The 20,374-nt window shown below is 70.5% G+C and carries 20 protein-coding genes and 3 pseudogenes; 17 read left to right on the forward strand and 6 right to left on the reverse strand.

Going from position 1 to position 20,374, the window contains the following annotated elements:
- Positions 1 to 56 precede the first annotated feature (56 nt).
- Positions 57 to 1,568, forward strand: coding sequence for an L-arabinose isomerase (gene araA, locus AB0F82_RS01705; protein ID WP_362622626.1), 1,512 nt, complete (start codon positions 57 to 59; stop codon positions 1,566 to 1,568).
- Between the two features lie 355 nt (positions 1,569 to 1,923).
- Complete coding sequence (locus AB0F82_RS01710) at positions 1,924 to 2,580, forward strand: beta-L-arabinofuranosidase domain-containing protein (RefSeq protein WP_362622629.1); 657 nt, start codon at positions 1,924 to 1,926, stop codon at positions 2,578 to 2,580.
- Positions 2,581 to 2,626: 46 nt separating this feature from the next.
- Here AB0F82_RS01710 and AB0F82_RS01715 read toward each other — a convergent pair whose 3' ends face one another.
- The 4 genes and pseudogenes from AB0F82_RS01715 to AB0F82_RS01730 all read right to left on the reverse strand — a co-directional run bounded on the left by AB0F82_RS01715 (position 2,627) and on the right by AB0F82_RS01730 (position 6,698).
- Complete coding sequence (locus tag AB0F82_RS01715; RefSeq protein WP_362622631.1) at positions 2,627 to 4,027, reverse strand: GH1 family beta-glucosidase; 1,401 nt, start codon at positions 4,025 to 4,027, stop codon at positions 2,627 to 2,629.
- 29 nt (positions 4,028 to 4,056) lie between these two features.
- On the reverse strand, positions 4,057 to 4,542 hold the full coding sequence (locus AB0F82_RS01720) for an acetylxylan esterase (RefSeq protein WP_362622634.1): 486 nt from the start codon (positions 4,540 to 4,542) through the stop codon (positions 4,057 to 4,059).
- Positions 4,543 to 4,631: 89 nt separating this feature from the next.
- Positions 4,632 to 5,150 (reverse strand): annotated as a pseudogene (locus AB0F82_RS01725) (acetylxylan esterase); the annotation flags it as partial.
- Between the two features lie 516 nt (positions 5,151 to 5,666).
- Positions 5,667 to 6,698 (reverse strand): LacI family DNA-binding transcriptional regulator, encoded by a 1,032-nt coding sequence (locus AB0F82_RS01730; RefSeq protein ID WP_362622636.1) that lies wholly within the window; start codon positions 6,696 to 6,698, stop codon positions 5,667 to 5,669.
- A 450-nt stretch (positions 6,699 to 7,148) separates the two neighbouring features.
- On the opposite strand from AB0F82_RS01730, the gene chvE reads away from it, so the two are divergent.
- The 3 genes from chvE (at position 7,149) to mmsB (ending at position 11,132) form a co-directional block, all read left to right on the forward strand.
- A complete protein-coding gene (gene chvE / locus AB0F82_RS01735) occupies positions 7,149 to 8,243 on the forward strand; it encodes a multiple monosaccharide ABC transporter substrate-binding protein (RefSeq protein WP_436842008.1) in 1,095 nt (364 codons plus the stop codon).
- Positions 8,244 to 8,345: 102 nt separating this feature from the next.
- A complete protein-coding gene (gene mmsA, locus AB0F82_RS01740) occupies positions 8,346 to 9,893 on the forward strand; it encodes a multiple monosaccharide ABC transporter ATP-binding protein (protein ID WP_362622641.1) in 1,548 nt (515 codons plus the stop codon).
- A gap of 3 nt (positions 9,894 to 9,896) precedes the next feature.
- A complete protein-coding gene (gene mmsB / locus AB0F82_RS01745) occupies positions 9,897 to 11,132 on the forward strand; it encodes a multiple monosaccharide ABC transporter permease (RefSeq protein ID WP_362622644.1) in 1,236 nt (411 codons plus the stop codon).
- A gap of 68 nt (positions 11,133 to 11,200) precedes the next feature.
- On the opposite strand, the pseudogene AB0F82_RS01750 reads toward mmsB, so the two are convergent.
- A pseudogene (locus AB0F82_RS01750) lies at positions 11,201 to 11,504 on the reverse strand (hypothetical protein).
- A gap of 134 nt (positions 11,505 to 11,638) precedes the next feature.
- On the opposite strand from AB0F82_RS01750, the gene AB0F82_RS01755 reads away from it, so the two are divergent.
- The 12 genes and pseudogenes from AB0F82_RS01755 to AB0F82_RS38635 all read left to right on the forward strand — a co-directional run.
- On the forward strand, positions 11,639 to 12,145 hold the full coding sequence (locus AB0F82_RS01755) for a helix-turn-helix transcriptional regulator (protein WP_362622647.1): 507 nt from the start codon (positions 11,639 to 11,641) through the stop codon (positions 12,143 to 12,145).
- A 150-nt stretch (positions 12,146 to 12,295) separates the two neighbouring features.
- Positions 12,296 to 13,186 carry an expansin EXLX1 family cellulose-binding protein gene (locus tag AB0F82_RS01760; protein ID WP_362622650.1) on the forward strand — a complete coding sequence of 297 codons (891 nt, stop codon included), beginning with the start codon at positions 12,296 to 12,298 and terminating at the stop codon, positions 13,184 to 13,186.
- Positions 13,187 to 13,309: 123 nt separating this feature from the next.
- Complete coding sequence (locus AB0F82_RS01765; RefSeq protein WP_362622652.1) at positions 13,310 to 13,843, forward strand: SigE family RNA polymerase sigma factor; 534 nt, start codon at positions 13,310 to 13,312, stop codon at positions 13,841 to 13,843.
- Complete coding sequence (locus tag AB0F82_RS01770; RefSeq protein WP_362622655.1) at positions 13,840 to 14,664, forward strand: hypothetical protein; 825 nt, start codon at positions 13,840 to 13,842, stop codon at positions 14,662 to 14,664. Before AB0F82_RS01765 ends, AB0F82_RS01770 begins: the two co-directional genes overlap by 4 nt.
- 396 nt (positions 14,665 to 15,060) lie before the next feature.
- Entirely contained in the window at positions 15,061 to 15,537 is a 477-nt protein-coding gene (locus AB0F82_RS01775) for a hemerythrin domain-containing protein (protein WP_362622657.1), read from the forward strand.
- Between the two features lie 107 nt (positions 15,538 to 15,644).
- Positions 15,645 to 16,094, forward strand: a complete 450-nt coding sequence (locus AB0F82_RS38630; RefSeq protein WP_436842021.1) for a DUF6766 family protein — start codon at positions 15,645 to 15,647, stop codon at positions 16,092 to 16,094.
- Positions 16,095 to 16,237: 143 nt separating this feature from the next.
- Entirely contained in the window at positions 16,238 to 16,804 is a 567-nt protein-coding gene (locus AB0F82_RS01785) for a hemerythrin domain-containing protein (RefSeq protein ID WP_362622660.1), read from the forward strand.
- Between the two features lie 290 nt (positions 16,805 to 17,094).
- Positions 17,095 to 17,589, forward strand: coding sequence for a DUF5709 domain-containing protein (locus AB0F82_RS01790; protein WP_362622663.1), 495 nt, complete (start codon positions 17,095 to 17,097; stop codon positions 17,587 to 17,589).
- Between the two features lie 147 nt (positions 17,590 to 17,736).
- Positions 17,737 to 18,618 (forward strand): glycosyltransferase family 2 protein, encoded by an 882-nt coding sequence (locus AB0F82_RS01795; RefSeq protein WP_362622666.1) that lies wholly within the window; start codon positions 17,737 to 17,739, stop codon positions 18,616 to 18,618.
- A gap of 204 nt (positions 18,619 to 18,822) precedes the next feature.
- The gene (locus tag AB0F82_RS01800; protein ID WP_362622667.1) at positions 18,823 to 19,098 is read left to right on the forward strand and encodes a hypothetical protein; all 276 of its coding nucleotides are present in this window, start codon (positions 18,823 to 18,825) and stop codon (positions 19,096 to 19,098) included.
- Positions 19,099 to 19,197: 99 nt separating this feature from the next.
- Positions 19,198 to 19,614: a CBS domain-containing protein gene (locus AB0F82_RS01805; protein WP_356811782.1), complete on the forward strand. Its 417-nt coding sequence runs from the start codon at positions 19,198 to 19,200 to the stop codon at positions 19,612 to 19,614.
- 43 nt (positions 19,615 to 19,657) lie between these two features.
- Positions 19,658 to 19,993: pseudogene (locus AB0F82_RS38635) on the forward strand (hypothetical protein); the annotation flags it as partial.
- Between the two features lie 88 nt (positions 19,994 to 20,081).
- Here the strand turns inward: AB0F82_RS38635 and AB0F82_RS01815 are convergent.
- Positions 20,082 to 20,261 carry a hypothetical protein gene (locus AB0F82_RS01815; RefSeq protein WP_362622672.1) on the reverse strand — a complete coding sequence of 60 codons (180 nt, stop codon included), beginning with the start codon at positions 20,259 to 20,261 and terminating at the stop codon, positions 20,082 to 20,084.
- Positions 20,262 to 20,374: the final 113 nt, after the last annotated feature.

Here is a 20,374-nt window from a genome sequence, read left to right on the forward strand (position 1 = left end):
CCGCCCACGCCCGCCGCCCTCACCTCCGTTGCGGGACGTCACCTTCAGGAGTCCATGTGCCCAGCCAAACATCCCCCGCCCAGGAAATCTGGTTCCTCACCGGCAGCCAAGGCCTGTACGGGGAGGAGACGCTGAAGCAGGTCGCCGAACAGTCGCGGCAGATCGCCGCCTCGCTGGCCGACGCCTCCGGCATTCCCGCGCGTGTGGCGTGGAGGCCGGTACTGACGGACGCCGACGCCATCCGCCGGGTGTGCCTCGACGCGAACGCCGACGACCGGTGCATCGGGCTCATCGCCTGGATGCACACCTTCTCGCCGGCCAAGATGTGGATCGCCGGACTGGACGCGCTGCGCAAGCCGTTGCTGCACCTCCACACCCAGTCGAACGTGGCCCTGCCCTGGGACACCATCGACATGGACTTCATGAACCTCAACCAATCCGCCCACGGAGACCGCGAGTTCGGGCACATCCAGGCCCGTCTCGGCGTACCCCGCAAGACCGTGGCCGGCCACGTCACCGATCCGATGACGACCGCACGCGTCGCGATCTGGGCGCGGGCGGCCGCCGCACGAGCCGAACTGGCCACCCTCAAGGTCGCCCGCTTCGGCGACAACATGCGCGACGTCGCCGTCACCGAGGGCGACAAGGTCGAGGCCCAGCTGCGCTTCGGCGTCTCCGTCAACACCTACGGCGTCAACGACCTGGTGAAGGTCGTCGACAACGCGGACGAGACCGAGGTGGCTTCCCTCGTCAAGGAGTACGAGGACCTGTACGACCTGCCGCCGGAACTGCGCCCGGGAGGCGAGCGGCACGGCTCGCTGCGCTACGCGGCCCGCATCGAGGCCGGCCTGCGCACCTTCCTCGAAACGGGCGGCTTCGGGGCCTTCACCACCAACTTCGAGGACCTGGGCGGACTGCGCCAGCTGCCCGGCCTCGCCGTCCAGCGGCTCATGGCCCAGGGGTACGGCTTCGGAGGAGAGGGCGACTGGAAGACCGCCGTCCTGCTGCGCGCCCTCAAGGTGGCCGCCGCCGGCCTCCCGGGCGGCACCTCCTTCATGGAGGACTACACCTACGACCTGACACCCGGCAACGAGCTCATCCTCGGCGCGCACATGCTGGAAGTCTGCCCCACCATCGCGGCCGCCAGGCCCAGCTGCGAGATCCATCCCCTCGGCATCGGCGGGCGGGAAGACCCGGTGCGCCTGGTGTTCGACGCGGCCCCCGGCCCGGCCGTGGTGGTCGGGCTCGCCGACCTCGGCGACCGCTTCCGCCTGATCGCCAACGACATCGACGTGGTGGCACCCCCTCACCCGCTGCCCGCCCTGCCCGTTGCCCGCGCGGTCTGGCGGCCCCACCCCGACCTGCGGACTTCCACCGAATCCTGGCTGACGGCCGGAGGACCGCACCACACCGTCCTCAGCACCGCCCTCACCTCGGACCACCTCGACGACCTCGCGGAAATGCTCCGCCTGGAACTCGTCCTCATCGACGAGGCCACCACCCCGAAGCAGTTCCGGCGCGATCTCCGCTGGAACCAGGCGTACTACAGACTGGCACAGGGCCTGTGAACCAGTCGAAGCCCAGTCCGGTCCCCGCGGCCGGGCACCGGCCGACCGGCCCCGACGCCCGTCACCACCGGTCCTGTCCCCCAGCAGGACATGACGACCGGGCGACGCAGCGAAGGTGACGCGACGGATCGAAGGCGGCCGCATCGCCGTGCGGCGCCTCCAGCGCTGCCCATCGACCCCGAATCCCCGACTTCTGCTCTGACGGACTATGGAGTTCGCCATGCCGGTTCACCCTTCAGCCACCGCGCCATGATCAAGGCGACCGGCGTCGCGGCCATGGCCGCGGCTGCCGGCCCCGTCCTCGGCTTCGCCTCCGCCGCGGCGGAGACATCCCCCGGTCAGGTCCGACCTCGGAGTGTCGACGTTCCCGTTCGACCTGGGTCAGGTCCGGCTCACCAGCAGCCGATGGCTCGACAATCAGAACCGCACCCTGGCCTACCTCAGCTTCGTCGACGTCGACCGCCTGCTGTACAACTTCCGCGCCAACCACCGGCTCTCCACCGAAGCCGCGGCCCCGACCGGAGGCTGGGACGATCCGGCGTCCCCCTTCCGCACGCACGTGCAGGGCCGGAACAGCCCCGCGGCCCGAGCGGCGTCGCCGAACAGCTCGGACAGCCCTTCGGCCGCTGCCGGTCCCTCAGGGGCGATCCCGCGGTTCCTCACCTCCGCGACGGTCTGCACGACCTGCCTGGCCCACCAAATGGACGCCCCGGGGGCACGACTCTGGCCAGGGGCCGGCGTGCTCAGCTCCAGCATGGTGGGCATCCGGGCGCGGAAGTCGGGGTCCCGCACCAGCTCGGCCAGTTCGATCCAGGCGTCGAACTGCTCGGGTGTGGGGTCGTCGGGCAGTTCGATGTGCGCCGGTGACCTCGGCGACCGTCGTGCGGCCGCTCAGGACGCGGCACACGTCGTCGAGCCCGAGGCCCAGCTCCCGCAGGGCGCGCACCAGCTCGACGCGGGCCACGGACGATCGCCTCGACACCGACGACCTGGCGGCTGCTCGCTGAGGTAACGCGTGGTGACGCCCGGGCGCATCAGCCAGTAGCCGTCGGTGAACTTCATCGTGCAGGTTCCTCCGTCCGCGCGCGGTGCGCGGTGATCAGGCCCCGGTACCAGTGGTAGCTGTCCTTGGGCGTTCGGGTCAGCGTGTCGTAGTCGACGTGGACCAGGCCGAAGCGCTGGCCGTATCCGCGCGCCCACTCGAAGTTGTCCAGCAGCGACCAGACGTAATAGCCACGCACGTCCACCCCTGCGGAGATGGCGTCGGCGACGGCGGCGAGGTGGTCCGCGAGGTAGTCGATCCGCTCGGTGTCATGGACCCGGCCGTCGGGGCCGACGGTGTCGGCCTCGGCGGAGCCGTTCTCGGTGATCCAGACCGGCGGAAGCCGCGGGTATCGGGCGTGGAGTTCACGGAGCAACGCTGTGAGCGCGTCCGGGACGACGGGCCATCCCATGGTGGTGTGCCGGGTCCTGTACGGGTCCAGCTCGGTGACGCCGATGTCCACGGCGGTGCGCAGTTCGAGGTCGTTCGTGCGGTGGGGGGCGGCGGCGGCGGTGATCGGGCGGTAGAAGTTGACGCCGAGGAAGTCCAGCGGGGCGCCGATCAGCTCCAGGTCGCCCGGCAGCCGCCAGGGGCCGTCGGCGAGGCCGGCCCAGGTCTCGGCCTCGTGCGCGGGGTAGCGGCCCGCGAGGAGCGGCTCGGTCCAGACCTCGTTGTGGAGGACCTTGGCACGGCGCAGGGCGGCTCGGTCCTCCGGGAGGGCGGAGGCGAGGTGGATGCGATCGAGGTTGAGGGAGATCCCGATCTCCTGGGCGCCCGCGGCGCGCAGCTCCCGTATCGCGAGGCCGTGGGCGACCAGCAGGTGGTGGGCGGCCCCCAGCGCGCCGCGGCCCTCCTCGGCACCGGGTGCGTGCCGCCCCTCGGCGTAGCCGACGAAGGCGGAGCAGTAGGGCCCGTTGAGGGTGATCCAGCGCTCCACCCGGTCTGCGTAGCGCTCGGCTGCAAGGGCCGCGTACTGCGCGAACGCCTCGGCGGTCTCCCTGACGCGCCAGCCACCGCGGTCCTCCAGGGCCTGGGGCAGGTCCCAGTGGTAGAGGGTGACGGCGGGGGCGACCCCGGCGGCCAGCAGCTCGTCGATCAGGCGGTCATAGAAGTCCAGGCCCTTGGGGTTGACCGGTCCGGTGCCCCGGGGCAGCAAGCGGGGCCAGGCGATCGAGAAGCGGTAGCTGTCGACGCCGAGTCCGCGCAGCAGGGCGATGTCCTCGCCGTGGCGGTGGTAGTGCTCGCAGGCCGTGTCGCCCGTGGCACCGTCGAGCGTGCGGCCGGGGGTGTGGCTGAAGGTGTCCCAGATGGACGGGCCGCGGCCGTCCTGATCGTGGGCGCCCTCGATCTGGTAGGCGGCGGTCGCGGCACCGAAACGGAACCCGGCGGGCAGTTCCGGGAAGGCCGGGGTGCTCATGGGCGGTACCTCATGGGTCTGTCGGGCTCCTAAGCGGTCTCGGCTTCCCCGAGACCGCTTAGGTCTCGGGGGCGGGGCTCAGTGCGTGGGGCGGCCCGGCGCGCCGGCCGCCCTCGCGCGGTCTGCCCGGGCCGGTGGTGCAGGGCGATCAGAGCTCCGGCGCCAGGCCGCGCTCGCAGTCGGGCCAGTTGGACGGGCGGGTTGGAGCCGCAGCCGCCGCCGTGGTCGCCGAACGGCCACACGGTCATGCTGCGGTCCTCGCCCGCGTAGTGATGGAAGGCGGCGTAGACCGTGGAGGGCGGGCAGACCGGGTCCATCAGGCCCACGCTGAACAGCGCCGGCGCGGTGGCCCGCCGGGCGAAGCGGACGCCGTCGAAGTGGTCGAGGGTGGTGAAGGCCGGCTCCACGCGGTGGCGGCTGTGCCGGCGCAGGGACTTGGCGATCTCCTGGTACGGGCCGTCACCGCAGATCGCGGCAGCGTGGCGGAAGTGGCACAGGAAGGGGACGTCCGGCATCGCCGCCGCCACGCGGTCCCCGGCGAGTCGGCGACGGCGAGCGCCAGACCGCCGCCCTGGCTGCCCCCGGCCACCACGATCCGACGGCCGTCGAGTCCGGGCAGCTCCGCGACCGCGTCCACGGGTCGCACGCAGTCGGTGACCAATCGCCGGTAGTAGTAGGTGCCTGGAGCGTCGATGCCGCGGGTCATGAAGCCCTCGACCCATTGCGTACCGTCGACCACGCCCCGGTCCGGGGTGTCGTGGCTTTGGCTGTCGACGACGAGTTGGGCGTAGCCCGCGGCGGACCAGAACAAGTGGTCGGTAAGCAGTCCTCGACCACCGCCGTAGCCCATGTAGGTGACGACGACCGCAAGCGGTCCGGCCACGTCGCGCGGGCGCAGCAGCCAGGCGGCCACCGGCTCGCCGTTCCAGCCGGGGAAGCGCACGCCGTCGACCTCGACGGCGCGCAGCAGGTGCTGGGCGGTGACCCGTTCCACTTTGATCGCCCCGTCGTGCGACCGGGCTTCGGCAAGGGTCCGCCGCCAGAAGGCGTCGAAATCCGTCGGATCGGACAACTCTGGCCGGTATCGGGCGAGTTCGTCCAGGTCGAGGTCTGTGAGCGGCATGGGGAGTTCCTCCGGGCGGAGAGGTGACGAGGCGACGGAACTTGGCGGCCGCAGGGAGCCTTGTCTCGTAGGTCCGGGCACTGCTGTGGGCAGGGGTGGCGGCCCGCCCCCCTCGGACGGGCCGCCGGTCTCGCAGGTGCGGGCCCCAGTCGGTCGTCCCGCCGGACGTGGTGAAGCAGCAGGCGGCCAGACGGAAGCCGCCGTGCAGCGTCAGCCGCAGGTCGTGGACGCCGTCCAGCGGGACGGCGAGCTCGGCCGCGACGGTCGTACTCGTGTAGCGGTCGCCGGTGACCGGAACACCGATCTCCGCCAGCAGCCGGTCACCGGCAGAGTTCCAGCCGCGCCTCCCCGGAACCCGCGTTTTCGAAGGCAGTCTCGGCCTGCACCTTGATGAGCCAAATTGTTAGCGTTCACATTGCGTCCCTGTCAAGGGTTACGGAGCCCTCAACCGAGTGCGGCAGTGCACCTCGCAGAGTGCGGGCCACTGGGGCGGTCAGCCCGCCCGATGGTGCCGGCTCAACGGCGAGTGGCGGGACCCACGCTGCGACGCAGCACCATCTCTGGCGAGATCCGCACATGGGGGCGGGTGTGCGCGACGCCCTCCAACTCCTCGACGAGCAGTTCCAGGGCCCGGCGGCCGAGCTCGCCGAAGTCCTGCCGCACGGTGGTCAGGGGCGGGGTGAAGTAGGCCGCCTCGGGAATGTCGTCGAAGCCGACCACGCTGATGTCGCCCGGGATCGAGCGGCCGGCCTCGTGCAGGGCGCGCAGCAGGCCGAGCGCCATGTGGTCGTTGGCGCAGAAGACGGCGGTGACGTCGCCCAGTTCGGAGATCCGCAAGCCCGCCTGGTAGCCGGCGCGCGCGCTCCAGTCGCCGCGCTCGACATGCGGCACGGGGGCTCCGGCAGCCTCCAGCGCCCCGCGCCAGCCCTCCTGGCGGTCCTGGCTCTCCAGCCAGCCGGCCGGGCCGGCCAGGTGGTGCACGGTGCGGTGGCCCAGATCGAGCAGGTGCCTGGTTGCCGCTTCGGCGCCGGAGCGGTTGTCCACCGAGGCCATGGGAACCCGCGACTGGCTGCCCGATCCGACCGCGACGACCGGCACGGAGCTGGAGAGCCTGGCCACCGCACTGACGGCTGAGATCTGGGGCGCGATCACGGCAACGCCTTCCACGCCCTGGTCGCGCAGCCGGTCGACAGCCTCCTGAACCGAGCGGCCGTCCAGGGAGCGCAGACTTGTCACGCTGACGGAATACCCCGCACTGCGCGCAGCCTGCTCGATGCCGTCCAGCATCGAGGCGGGACCGTACAGGGTCGACTGGAAGCTGACCACGCCGAGGGTTTGCGAGCGGCGGGTGACCAGCGCGCGGGCGGCGGAGTTGGGCCGGTAGTCCAGCTCCCGGATGGCTGCGAGCACCCGCTCCCGGGTGCCGGGCCGCACGTGCGGGGCGCCGTTGAGCACCCGGGACACCGTCTGGTGGGACACGCCGGCCAATTTCGCCACGTCCGCCATCACTGGGTGGCGCTGCTCGGCCCCGGCGCTGTCGGTTCCCACTCGCACTTCCCTCCTCGACTCCGGGCCACGGTACGCTACCGGCCCCCGGTGAAGGCCATGTGAGCGTCAACGGACAAGGGCATGCGGCGGGGGCCACCACCATCCGGGCGTGGGGCGTGCGGATCCTCAGGACCGAGATCCGGACCAATGGCGGGACCAACGCTTACCCGAAGCCGCAGCGTGGGTCAGCGTGGCCGGACGCGCCCGACGCGCACGTGCTCCGCCAGGGGAAGCCGATCGCCTGCGCAATTGTTAACCCGACGGTGATCCGAACAGACCCTTGACGGCACTCTTGTGAGCGTTAACACTCGGGTATTGCCAGGCCGGAGCCGTAGCCACCCCGACTACGCACGGCGCGAGGAAACGACTCCCGGCCGGGCCCCGCTCGACCGCTTCCGGTTCTCCAGCCGGGTCGCACTGTGCCGGTCGCGGGACATCACTGGAGGAACTGTGCGGAAGTTTTCAGCGGGCCTTGTCACCGTGGGTCTGACGCTGTCGCTGGCAGCCTGCGGCCAGAGCGCCAACGGAGCGGGCGACGGCGGAGCCGGCGGGGATGCCAAAGGCGGCCTCATCGGCATCGCGATGCCGACCAAGTCGTCGGAGCGCTGGATCAACGACGGCAACAACATGGTCAAGGAGTTCCAGGCCAAGGGCTACAAGACAGACCTCCAGTACGGCGACAACGTCGTGGAGAACCAGGTCTCCCAGGTGGAGAACATGATCACCAAAGGGGCCAAGCTGCTGGTGATCGCCGCCATCGACGGTTCCTCGCTCACCAACGTGCTGCAGAAGGCCGCCGACGCCCACGTCCCCGTCATCTCCTACGACCGGCTGATCCGCGGCACCGGGAACGTCGACTACTACGCGACCTTCGACAACCACAAGGTCGGAGTCCTCCAGGGCAGTTACATCGTCGACAAGCTCGGCCTCAAGGACGGCAAGGGCCCGTTCAACATCGAGCTGTTCGCCGGCTCACCGGACGACAACAACGCCACGTTCTTCTTCAACGGTGCGATGAGCGTCCTCAAGCCGTACATCGACGACAAGAAGCTGGTCGTGCAGAGCGGCCAGACCTCCTTCAACCAGATCGCCACACTGCGCTGGGACGGCGGTCTCGCCCAGTCCCGGATGGACAACCTGCTGAGCAAGTCGTACACCGCCGCCCGCGTCGACGCCGTGCTCTCGCCGTACGACGGCATCTCGATCGGCATCATCTCGTCGCTCAAGGGCGTCGGCTACGGCGCCGGCCGGCCACTGCCCGTCGTCACGGGCCAGGACGGCGAGCTGGCCTCGGTGAAGTCGATCATCGCCGGCGAGCAGACCCAGACCGTCTACAAGGACACCCGCCAACTGGCCAAGGCCGCAGTCCAGATGGGCGACGCGCTACTGACCGGCGGCAAGCCCGAGGTCAACGACACCACCCAGTACGACAACGGCGTCAAGACCGTACCGGCGCAGCTGCTCCAGCCGGTCAGCGTCGACAAGGAGAACTACCAGAAGGTCCTGGTGGACAACGGACAGTACACCGCGGACCAGCTGAAGTAGCCCACGGGGCCGAACCGACGGGTCCGGCGACGCCGAACCGGCGGTGCGACGCCCGGGAGACCGCCCGGCACCGCACCGCCCCGACGATACGGATGCACCACCATGGCCCGACCCGTTCTCGAGATGCGGTCGATCAGCAAGACGTTTCCCGGTGTCAAGGCCCTCTCCGAGGTCAACCTCACCGTCGCCGCGGGTGAGGTGCACGCCGTCTGCGGTGAGAACGGCGCCGGCAAGTCCACGCTGATGAAGGTACTCAGCGGGGTCCACCCTCACGGCAGCTACCAGGGCGAGATCTGCTTCGAGGGCGATCCCTGCCGGTTCCGGGACATCCGGGCCAGCGAACAGCGCGGCATCGTGATCATCCACCAGGAACTCGCGCTGGTGCCTTACCTGTCCATCGCCGAGAACATCTTCCTCGGCAACGAGCACGCCACCCGGGGCGTCATCAGCTGGCACCGGACCCTGACCCACGCCTCCGCACTGATCCGGCAGGTCGGACTCGACGAGAGCCCGCACACGAGGATCGCCGATCTCGGCGTCGGCAAACAGCAGTTGGTCGAGATCGCCAAGGCGCTCGCCAAGAAGGTCAAGCTGCTCATCCTGGACGAGCCGACGGCCGCCCTGAACGACGAGGACAGCCGCAAGCTGCTCGACCTGATCCTCGAACTCAGGGCTCAGGGCATCTCCTGCATCCTCATCTCGCACAAGCTCAACGAGATCGCCCGGGTCGCCGACGCCGTCACCATCCTGCGCGACGGGCGGACCATCGAGACCATGGTGATCGGTTCGGAGGGCATCTCCGAGGAGCGGATCATCCGCGGCATGGTCGGCCGCGACCTGGAACACCGCTACCCCGAGCGCGTCCCGGAGATCGGCGAGGTCACCTTCGAAATCGAGGACTGGAGCGTCCGGCACCCGATCGACCACCGGCGCAAGGTGGTCGACGGCGTCTCGCTCAAAGTCCGTCGAGGCGAGATCGTCGGCATCGCCGGTCTCATGGGCGCCGGCCGCACCGAACTGGCCATGAGCGTCTTCGGCCGCTCGTACGGACGGTGGACCGGCGGCCGGGTGCGGCTGCACGGCCGGGAGATCCGTACCCGGACGGTGCCGGAGGCGATCGGGCACGGCATCGCGTACGTGACCGAGGACCGCAAGCAGCTCGGCCTCAACCTCAACGACGACATCAGCCGGAACATCTCGCTGAGCGCCCTCGGCAAGGTCGCCCGGCGAGGCTGGGTCAACCGGCACGAGGAGGCCCGGATCGCCGAATCGTTCCGGCGGACCATGAACATCAAGGCCCCCTCGGTGTTCGCGGAGACCGGCAAACTCAGCGGCGGCAACCAGCAGAAGGTCGTTCTCAGCAAGTGGATCTTCGCCGAGCCGGAGGTGCTGATCCTCGACGAACCCACCCGGGGCATCGACATCGGCGCCAAGGCGGAGATCTACACCGTCATCGCCGAACTCGCCGCCGAGGGCAGGACGGTACTCGTCATCTCCTCCGAACTCCCCGAGCTCCTGGGCCTGTGCGACCGGATCTACACCATGGCCGAAGGCCGGATCACCGGTGAGGTGACCCGCGCGGACGCCACTCAGGAATCCCTCATGCGGCTCATGACCATGAGCGCGGCATACCCCGACAAGCAGGTGTGAGGCATGGCCCAGACCGAGACCACCCCAGAGACCGCGCCCGCCACACCGGATACCGGCCAACGACCGTCTGCTGGTGCCGTACTGGCCCGAGCGCTGCGCGGGAACCTACGCCAGTACGGGATGCTGGTCGCGCTGGCGCTGATCGTGCTGCTGTTCCAGATCTGGACGGGCGGCATCCTGCTCCAGCCGCTCAACATCACCAATCTGATCCAGCAGAACGGCTACATCCTCATCCTGGCCATCGGCATGATGATCGTCATCATCGCCGGGCACATCGACCTGTCGGTCGGGTCGCTCGCCGCCTTCGTCGGGGCGGCCGCGGCGGTGATGATGGTCGAGCACCAGGTGCCGTGGCCCGTGGCTCTGGTGGCCGCGCTGCTGATCGGGGCTCTCGCCGGAGCCTGGCAGGGGTTCTGGATCGCCTATCTCGGGATCCCCTCGTTCATCGTCACTCTGGCCGGCATGCTGCTGTTCCGCGGTGGGACCCAGATCCTCCTGCAGGGCCAGTCGGTGGCGCCGTTCCCCAAGGGCTTCCAGAACCTCAGCAGCGGCTTCCTCCCCGCGATCGGCCCCCACACCGACTACCACAACCTCACCCTGGTGCTGGGCCTCGTGGTGTTGGCCGTCGCGATCCTGCAGGAGGTGCGCGGACGCCGGCGGGCCGCCTCGTACGGGCTGGAACCGCTCCCGGCCGGGCTGTTCCTGGTCAAGCTCGGCACGATCACCGCGGCCGTGGTGGCCTTCACGCTGCTGCTGGCCAGCTACCACGGGGTGCCCGTCGTTCTGCTGATCCTCGGTGTCCTGCTGGGCGGCTTCGGGTACGTGATGCGCAACTCGATCCTCGGCCGGCACACCTACGCCATCGGCGGCAACGAGGCGGCGGCGAGGCTGTCCGGGGTGAAGAGCAAGCGGGTCGTCTTCCTGGCCTTCGTGAACATGGGCGTCCTGGCGGCTCTGGCCGGGCTGGTCTTCGCCGCGCGACTCAACGCCGGTACGCCGCAGGCCGGCATCAACTTCGAGTTGGAGGCGATCGCCGCCGCCTTCATCGGCGGCGCCTCCGCGAGCGGTGGTGTGGGAACCGTCCTCGGTGCGCTCACCGGCGGTCTGGTGCTGGGCGTGCTGAACAACGGCATGTCGCTGGTCGGCGTGGGTACCGACTACCAGCAGGTGATCAAGGGCCTGGTACTGCTGGCGGCCGTCGGCTTCGACGTCTACAACAAGCGCAAGGCCGGAGCCTGACCATGCCCTCGCCCCTCCTCGGCTCGGCGCCGCTGCCGCCGCCGCCCGCACGAGGAGGGTCGCCCCGCCTACCGGGAGCCCGCCTCCTGCGGCTGCGCTCGGACGTCGACGATCCGCTCGAAGAAGAACTCGTGCTTGAGATAAGGAGACGTGACGTCGTACTCGTGACCCGGGTACGGCGGGATCAGATGAGCGGCGTGGATCAGCCGCCAGCCCGCCCCGAGCGCCGCCACCCCCCGACTCGTACGGCGGCTCGTCGCCGTCGCCCGTGGTGGGCGCGGTGCGGCCCGTACCGTCGTACAGCGACCAGCCCACGACATGGGAGTCCAGCGCCGAGGTGGCCACATACAGGCCCAGCACCTGCTGCCGCAGCACCGGCGATCCGCCCCGGCCGGGTCAGCCTCGTACCGCCCGGCGCAGTGGTCCGCTATCGCTACCGGGGCCGCTCCCCACACCTCTACGTCCACCTCCCCCTGGGCTCAGGTGGAACTCCCCGCAGCATTCCGATGGTCCAGCACGCCGGCCCCGATCTCGCCTTGCTCACCGCCCGGTTGCGGCAGGCACTGGCCGCCTGGCCGAACAGTCCGGCACGGGCCGCGGCCGAGGTGTGGGCCGCCTTGTGGCGAGTCACCCAGTTCGCCCCTCCGAGGGAGCGGAACACGCAGGCCGCTCATCCGGCGGTCGCAGCCGCCGTGGCCCTCATCGAGGCGCGGCTCGGGCAACCTCTGACGGTACCGGAAATCGCTGCGGCAGCCCGCGTCTCCCACAGCCACCTGACGCGCCTCTTCCGCGCCGCGACGGGGGAGACGGTCGTCGGCTACATCCGGGTCCGGCGAATGGAACGCGCGCGCCACTTCCGGCAGGCCACCACGCTCTCCGTCCCCGCCGTCGCCGCATCGGTCGGCATTCCCGACCTCCAGGCGTTCAACAAGGCCTGTCGCCGCGCGTTCGGAGCTTCTCCACGCGGCATCCGTGCCGCCCAGCCCGGTTCCCCGCACTCCCCCGCCCAGTGAGCGGACCGATAACGCGGTTGCCCGGCCCGTGTCGGCAACCTTTTCGCATCCTGCGGCGACCAAGCAGTGCACCTCGACTCGAATCTCCGAAGGACGGACATGCAGACTGCACGGCAGGCCGCGCGGCAGCGCAGGCGTAGACACAGGCTGATGACGGGAACGGCGGTGATGCTGACCGCGGCGGGCGCCCTCGTCTGCCTGGTGACGGCCCTGCTCCCCGGCCCCAAGGACGAGGCGGGGGCCGTCGTGGCGGCCCCCACCGCCACTCAGGTGGAAGCCATGCCCTCGGCCCCGACGAGCCCCGCGCCCACGACGGACAGCTCGCATGCCGCGGGAACCCCGACCGCGGCCGTCGGTACGACCACCGCGGCGCCACCGCCCTCGGCGAAGGCGGCCCCGCCGGCGACGTCCACCACGGCACCGTCGGCAGGACGCATCCAGCCCGAGACGACCTACAAGGGCGTTGCCACCGCCTACGCCGCCGGCGACGGCGACGGTGCCTGCCTGTTCGGCCCGAGCGACGACCTCATGATCGCGGCGATGAACACCACCGACTACGAGTCGTCCAGGGCGTGCGGCGCTTACGTGCGCGTCCGCGCCGCGAGCGGCGCCTCGATCACCGTCCGGATCACCAACGAATGCCCACTGCCCTGCGCACCCGGACAACTGGACCTCAGCGAACAGGCCTTCGCGAAACTGGCCGATCCCAAGGTCGGCCGTATCCCGATCACCTGGAGCCTGCTGAGCCCCCGGACGTCCGGCACGATCTCCATCCGGTACAAGACCGGGTCCAGCCCCCACTGGTGCGGCATCCAGGTGATCGACCACCGGAACCCGGTCGCACGGCTGGAGGTACGCACCACCAAGGGCTGGCGGAGACTGCCTCGTACCGACTACAACCACTTCCTCTCCGCCGACGGCAGCGGGTGCGGCGGCGCGATGAGGATCACCGACATCTACGGAGAGCAGCTGACGGTCGACGGGACCGCGCTGCTGCCGAACGTCGCACAACCGACCCGGGTCCAGTTCGCCCAGCACTGAACCGCACCGCGGCCGGGTGGCGGATTCGGGGGGGGCGCATCGGAGCGCCTTCGATCAACCGGCACTGGTACGCTGCCGCCCCGATGTTAACGCACACATTTGCGGAGGGGGCGACCGACGGACATGGTCCTCGATGACGCGTCCGCGGAGTTCCACGACTTTTTCGAACGCCACTACGCCGAACTCGCCCGGTTCGCCCATCTCCTGACGGGCGAGGCGGACGTTGCCGACGATCTGGCCGCGGACGCCCTGACCGCACTGTGGCAGCGATGGGACCGGCTGCGTCAGGCCGAGTACCCACTCGCCTACGCCCGTGGGGTCGTCGCCAACCTGGCACGGTCACGGATCCGCAGCGCGGTGCGCGAGCGCCTCCGGATCGCCCTGTTCTGGTCCCGCGGTGCGGACCCGTTGGACGGTCCGGACGTGGCCGCCGTGGTGGACGTGCGTACCGCTCTCGCCCGGTTGCCGTTCCGGAAGCGGGCATGCGTGGTCCTGCGGCACGCCTTCGACCTGTCGGAGAAGGACACTGCTCTGGCGCTCGGAATATCGGTCGGTACGGTGAAGAGCCAGACCTCGAAGGGGATGGCAGAACTGGAACGGACGCTGGGCAGCACAGGAGCGGCCGGGGAACTGTTGGCGGGGAGGAGGAGCCGTTGAACGAGGAACTCACCGGGCGGCTGCGCGCAGCCGCCGAGGCTCACCAGCCCGACCGCGCCCGGATCCTGGCACGCGTGGAACGCGGCATGTCCGGCGCCCCCGCCGGCCACCGCGAGTCGTCCGGCGCGAGGCCCTGGCCCAGGGTCGCGCTCGTCTCCCTCGCCACGGCGGGCATTCTGGCGGTCGGTGGTTTCGCCGTCGCCACCATCGTCCAGTCCCCTCCGGCCCGGCCGGACGTCTCGGCCACCCCCGCCGCGCCGTCCGCGACCGGGACTCCCCACTCGACGCCGTCGGCGGCGCCCACCACCGGTGGCCCGACCGGGCCGGACCGCTCGCCCTCGACGAGCCCCAGTCCTGCGGCGTCAGGCGGCACGGGCTCGGCTCGGCCCGGCAGCGCGCACGTCCAGGACGGGCCCCTGTCGTCGGCCGGCTCCTTGGACGCGAACAGCAACACCTACTGGGCCCAGAGCAACATCGCCCTCAAGACCACCCAGCCGCTCACCGCACTCACCGTGGAACTGCGCATCACGCAAACCGGCGGAGTGCAGAGCACCGGCAGCTGGCGGACGCTGCCCGCCGACGACTTCACCGTCACCGTGCAGCCCGAGGGCGGAGCAGTGGTCTACCGCTGGATACTCAAGCCGGCCCGCACGGTCCCGGTCGGACAGCATGTCTTCGCCGGCCAGTACAACCACGCCGCCGGCGCCCGGGAGGCCAAGCACGACGGCTACCGCGTCGACGCCGGCGGTCCCCGCGGCGCCCTCTCGGTCTGGGGCGGCTTCACCCGGCCACGGCCGGGACCCGCACCGACAGCAGGTTGAGCAGGGGCATCAGTGGAATCATCGTGCTGGCAGTGCACCTGTCCGGGCGGCAATGTTTCACCATCCCGAGGCCACGCCAATGCCTCTCGCTCGGCGGGGTGCAGGTCGGCGGTGCGGGGCCCGGGCGATGAGCCCCTCCGCACCGATGTCGAGCTGATGGCTGGACCGATCAGGCAGTGAGCAAACAGGCCGCGCAGGAGGTCAGAAGGCGTCCGCGCGCTGCGGCCCCCTGGACGGGGCGGGCCTTGGCCGCTCCGGGTGGGCATCGGGTCGGCTCAGGGGTGGAGAACGGCTCCGTTTGGTCCACTCGGGCGACATCTGGCCGACTGCGCGGCAAAGACCGCTTCCCGAGGGTAGGGAAACAAATCCCGTAATCCGCACACCCGAAGGCCATTCATGGACGCGATCGTACTTCTGCGTGACGACCACAAGACCGTCGAGAAGCTGTTCAAGCAGTTCGAGAAGACCGGGGACGAGGACACGGACGAACGCCGGAGGATCGCCGACCAGGTAGTCGAGGAGCTGACCGTCCACGCCTGGATCGAGGAGCAGATCTTCTACCCCGCCGCCCGGGAAGCAGCGCCGGACACCACGGACCACATCCTGGAGAGCATCGAGGAGCACCACGCGGTCGTGTGGATGCTGTCCGAGCTCAAGGGCATGGACGCAGCCGACGAACGGTTCAAGGCGAAGATGAGCGTCCTGATGGAGAACGTCCGCCACCACGTCGAGGAAGAAGAGAAGGACTGGTTTCCCGACGTCCGCAAGGCGATGGGACGTAACCGGCTCACCGAACTCGGTGAGCGGATGGAAGCCGAGAAGCCGAAGGCGCCACGGGATCCGCTGGCCGCTCCCAGCGCCGGCAGCCGATGACACCGGGAGCCGGCTCCCGCGGTGCGGCTCTGAGGGCGGCCGGCGCCGTGGCCCTGGCAGGGATGCTCGCCGTGTTCCTCGCGGGCTGCGGGGCGTCCGGGGCGCGCATGGACGGCGCCCGGGATGCGGGCGTGGCCGCCTACGACGAGCAGCAACTACGACAGCTCCAGGACCCCATCGGCTGGGGTGCCTACCTGGCCTCACCGGACTTCTGGAACAGGACACTGCAGAACTGGCAGTCGGAACTGCTGGCCGTGGCCGCCATGGTCATCCTCTCCGTCTACCTGCGCCAGTGGATCGCCGGAGTCGAAGTCGGTGGGCTCCTCCCACACCGCCACCGGCGTCGAAGGCTGAGAGGATGCGATGACGTTCTCGTCCAAGGGTCGAGTTCACCGTCGGGGGCCAGGTGCACGGTGGGCCCGAAAGTCTCGTCAGGACGGCGAAGTCGCGTTCCATCCGGCCGAGCGGCAACGCATGATCGCGGTTCTCTGGGACCGCCGGTCGATCCGGCCCCGCGGGGGAGGCGGCCGGACACCCCCCGTACGGAGCGACCGTGAGCGCGACACGCGCACCTGATCCGCGCCCCGCAGACCCTTTCGGCGCAAGGTCGGCCGACACGCTGGGTGAAGCGGAACCACGTCCTGTGGGCGTCGCGCGCTTCACTGGGTGGCCGGCAACCTCGTAGAGAAGGGCACTCCCCATGGGCCACGGCGGTGACGTGATCGCGGAATTGATGACCGACCACGAGGAGGTGGAGGAACTATTCGCGAACATCGAGGAGATTCCCTCCGGTGACGCTCGCAGGAAGATGTACGCCGACCAGGTCACCATGGAACTCGTCCGGCATTCGGTAGCCGAAGAGGCGTACCTGTATCCCGCCGTGCGCAAGCACGTTCCGAACGGCGACGGCATCGCCGACAAGGAACTGGAGGACCACGCCGCAGCGGAACGCATCATGAAGGAACTCGAGGGATGCGACGCCGGTCACCCCCGGTTCGACGAGCTCATCACGAAGCTGATGACGGAGATCCGCAGCCATGTGAACGACGAGGAGAACAACCTGTTCCCTCGCCTGAAGCAGGCCTGTTCCACGGAAATGCTGGAGAACCTGGGTGACAAGGTGCGCCAGGCCAAGAAGACGGCCCCCACGCGTCCGCACCCGTCCGCCCCGGACAAGCCGCCCGCCAACAAACTCCTGGCACCTGGTGTCGGGCTCGTCGACCGACTCCGTGACGCGATGAGCGGACGGGGCAAGGAACCTTCCTGAGCGGGCCGCTCCTCCCCCTTCGCCGGACCGGCGCCACCTGCGGGAAAGGTGCCGCCGGTCCGGCGCTCACGGCTGTTTTCGCCCGCCCCCTTGCGGGCAGCCGCTCCCAGGGGTCATCGAGACAGAAGTGCAGCGAGATGACCGAGCACACACCGGACGCCGACTCCGGCTCCGGGAGCCGGTGAGAGGGGACGAAGCCGTGCACCTGGCCACCGCGATCAGGACCTCGGCGCTCGATGACCGAACCTGCGGCCGGCTGCGGCCCTGACAGCGAGGGGAAAGGAGCTCCGATGAGCGAGAACCAGATGGCGGACGACGCCTACCAGCCCACGGGCGGCAACGAGGAGCAAGAGGACGCGGCGCCGCTGGACCTCCAGAACGCCGTGGACGAGCGCACGTACGACGACATGCTGGACGAGGGCCACTCCCCTCCGGAGAAGCCGTTGGGTGTCACGAAGTACGGCACGACGGCGGAGGAGCAGAACGCCGGTGAAACGCTGGACGACAGGCTGGCTCAGGAAGTCCCGGACGTGGCGGACCCCGACGGGGACGGTCTGGGGGACCTGCCCGGCGGGCAGGGTGAACTGATCGACACCGAGGTGGGCACCGACCGCGCCGGGCGACTGATGGCGCCGGACGAGGGCGTTCGAAGCGACACCACCAAGGAACTGATCGCCCGGGACGAGGGCATCGACGGAGGCGCGGCGAGCGCCGAGGAAGCGGCCGTGCACATCGTCGAGGGCGATCCCCCCGCCGAGGGTGAGGAACCCGACCCCACTGTCTGACCGCGACCGTGGGCAAGCGTCGGCCCCCGGCTGCCCCGAACGGCGCTCCTCCGCAGGGGTCCGGCAGAGACCATGACCGACCCGACCGGGGCCCTTCGTGGCCTCGCGCATCGCCCCCCGCCGACCCCCACCAGAGGTGACCCGGCCGTGACGCCCGATCCCCGCACCACCGTTGTCGTCATCACCCACAACCGCCGCGACCAGCTGCTGCAGACCCTCGACCGGCTGGCAGCGCTGCCCGAGCGGCCGCCGGTGATCGTCGTCGACAACGCGTCGACCGACGGGACCCCCGAAGCCGTCGCACGGCTCCGGCCGGAGGTCACCCTGCTGGCGCCCGGCCGCAATCTAGGCGCTCCGGGCCGGAATCTGGGCGTACGTCATGCGCGCACGGCGTACGTGGCGTTCAGCGACGACGATTCATGGTGGGAGGCCGGCTCCCTGGCGCGCGCGGCGGACGTGCTCGACCGGCATGCGCGCCTGGGCCTGCTCGCCGCCTGCGTCCGGGTGGGTCCCGATGCCGACCCCGATCCGCTGAACGCCCTGCTCGCCGCCTCCCCGCTCGACCACGCCGCCGATCTGCCGGGACCGCAGGTACTCGGTTTCCTGGCCTGCGCCGCCGTCGCCCGACGGGACGCCTACCTCCAAGCCGGCGGTTACCACCCGATCCTGTTCCTCGGAGGCGAGGAGACCCTGCTCGCCTACGACCTGACCGCGCTCGGCTGGGGCGTCTGCCACGTTCCGGACGTGGTGGCAGTGCACCGTCCGACCGGTGGCGTGCGGCCGGGCCGGCCCGCGGTCCAGCGCCGCAACGCCGCCCTGACCGCGTGGCTGCGCCGCCCGGTGGGCGTCGCTGCGGAGCACACCCGCCGGCTCGCCGCTGACGCCGCGCGCGACCCGGAGGCCCGGCAGGCGCTGGTGGGGATGTTCAAGCGGCTTCCGGCGGCGCTGCGCTCACGTCGTCCGCTGCCGCCGACCGTCGAGGCGGCGGCCCGCCTTCTGGACGCGGACGAGTGCGAGCGCGGGCGGTGATCGGCGTGGACCTCCCGAGTTCTTGGCGTCCCCGCCTCGGGACGCGGGCCCACCACGTCGGCAGGAGGGCCAGAGGCAGCATCTACCCACTTCGGCCCAGTGCAGGACCATCAAGGTGACCTCCCTTGGCGTGTCCGGCCCTTGCCCGGCCCCGCCGGATGGAGGATGGCCCGCGACGATCCACCCCTGCCGCCAGGAGACTCCGTGCTGGAACGCAAGCAGCTCAAGGACCGCACCCAGGTCACCTTCGTCCTGCCCGCCGATACGCCCCCCGGCCCGGTCAGCGTGGTCGGTGACTTCAACGAGTGGAAGCCCGGAACCCACACCCTGGTGCCGCGTGCAGACGGTACCCGCGCGGTCACCGTCGCCCTGCCCGGCAGCAGCGTGCACTCCTTCCGCTACCTGGCCGCCGGCGACTACTGGTTCGACGAGGACCACGCCGACAGCCACGACGGCATCAACAGCCGCCTGCACACCTGAATCGAACGCGAGTGGGCGGGCACCCGAGCGGTGCCCGCCCACCCGCCCTGCCGGCCCAAGGGCACGGGAATGACGACACCTACCGAGAGGAGCGGCCGGATGACCACGGCTCGCGAGATCATGACGGAAGGCGCCGAGTGCATCGGCGCCGAGGAAACGGTCCTTGAGGCCGCGAAGAAGATGACACAGATGGGCGTCGGAGCGCTGCCGATCTGCGGCACCGACGACAAGCTCAAGGGCATGCTCACCGACCGCGACATCGTGGTGAAGGTCCTCGGCGCCGGCAAGGACCCCGCCCAGTGCAAGGCCGGAGAACTCGCCCAGGGCGAAGCGGTCACCATCGGAGCCGACGACGACGCCGCCGAGATCATGCGCACGATGGCCGACCACCAGGTACGGCGCCTGCCCGTCATCGACGGCCACCGACTCGTCGGCATCGTCGCCCAGGCCGACGTCGCCCGTGCACTGCCCGACCCCCAGGTCGGCGACCTCCTGCAAGCCCTCTCCGTCGACTGACACAGGCGCGCCGCCACCGGAAGGCCCGGCTCCCCCGTAAACGATCTCGGGGCCTGGTGAGCGCCCGGCCGGGCGGACGCACCGCTGCGGTCGTCGCCGGGAGGCAGCATGGGGTCCGGGTGCACCGGATGGCCTGCGCGACTGGACACGTACGCGAACACCGGGTGGAGACCGCCTCCTTTTTCACTCGAACGGTGACGCCCTACACCTCGCCGTCAAGGACGGCGCCATGGTCGGCGTACGCGGCCGGGTGGTGGACCGGGTACACCGGGGCCGCCTCGGCCCGAACGACGCGTTCGGCCGGCAGGCCAACGCCTCTCCCGCCCGACCGCCTCACCAGACCCCTGGTCCGCGGGGCGGCCGGCTGATCGAGACGGACACCTTGATCGAAACCCTGTCGCCGCAGATCCTGACGAGCGTGTGACGGCCCCTGGGGTGCCAGGGGCCTGAGGCCGGAGGTCGGCCGGTCACGGGTGGTCGGGCTGCTGCGCCTCGGGGGTGGGTCCACCTGTCTGCGACTTGTCCTCCTGGCCGGCGGCCGACTTCTTGCTGTCCTTGGGCTGGGCGGCCTTGAGGTGCCTGCTTTCCTGCGGGGTCGCGGCGCCCTTTCCGCTGCGCCGTGCCTCCGGCTGCTGTGCGTCGCCCATGATCTGGGTCCTTTTCGGGTGGTAGGGGCGTCGCCCGCGGGCGGGTGGCGCCTGGTGTGGCTGGTGGCCACGTGCGCGGGGTCCACCTGCCGCCGTGCTCACGGGTGCTCCTA

Source organism: Streptomyces virginiae (assembly GCF_040638905.1).
Lineage (GTDB): Bacteria > Actinomycetota > Actinomycetes > Streptomycetales > Streptomycetaceae > Streptomyces > Streptomyces virginiae_B.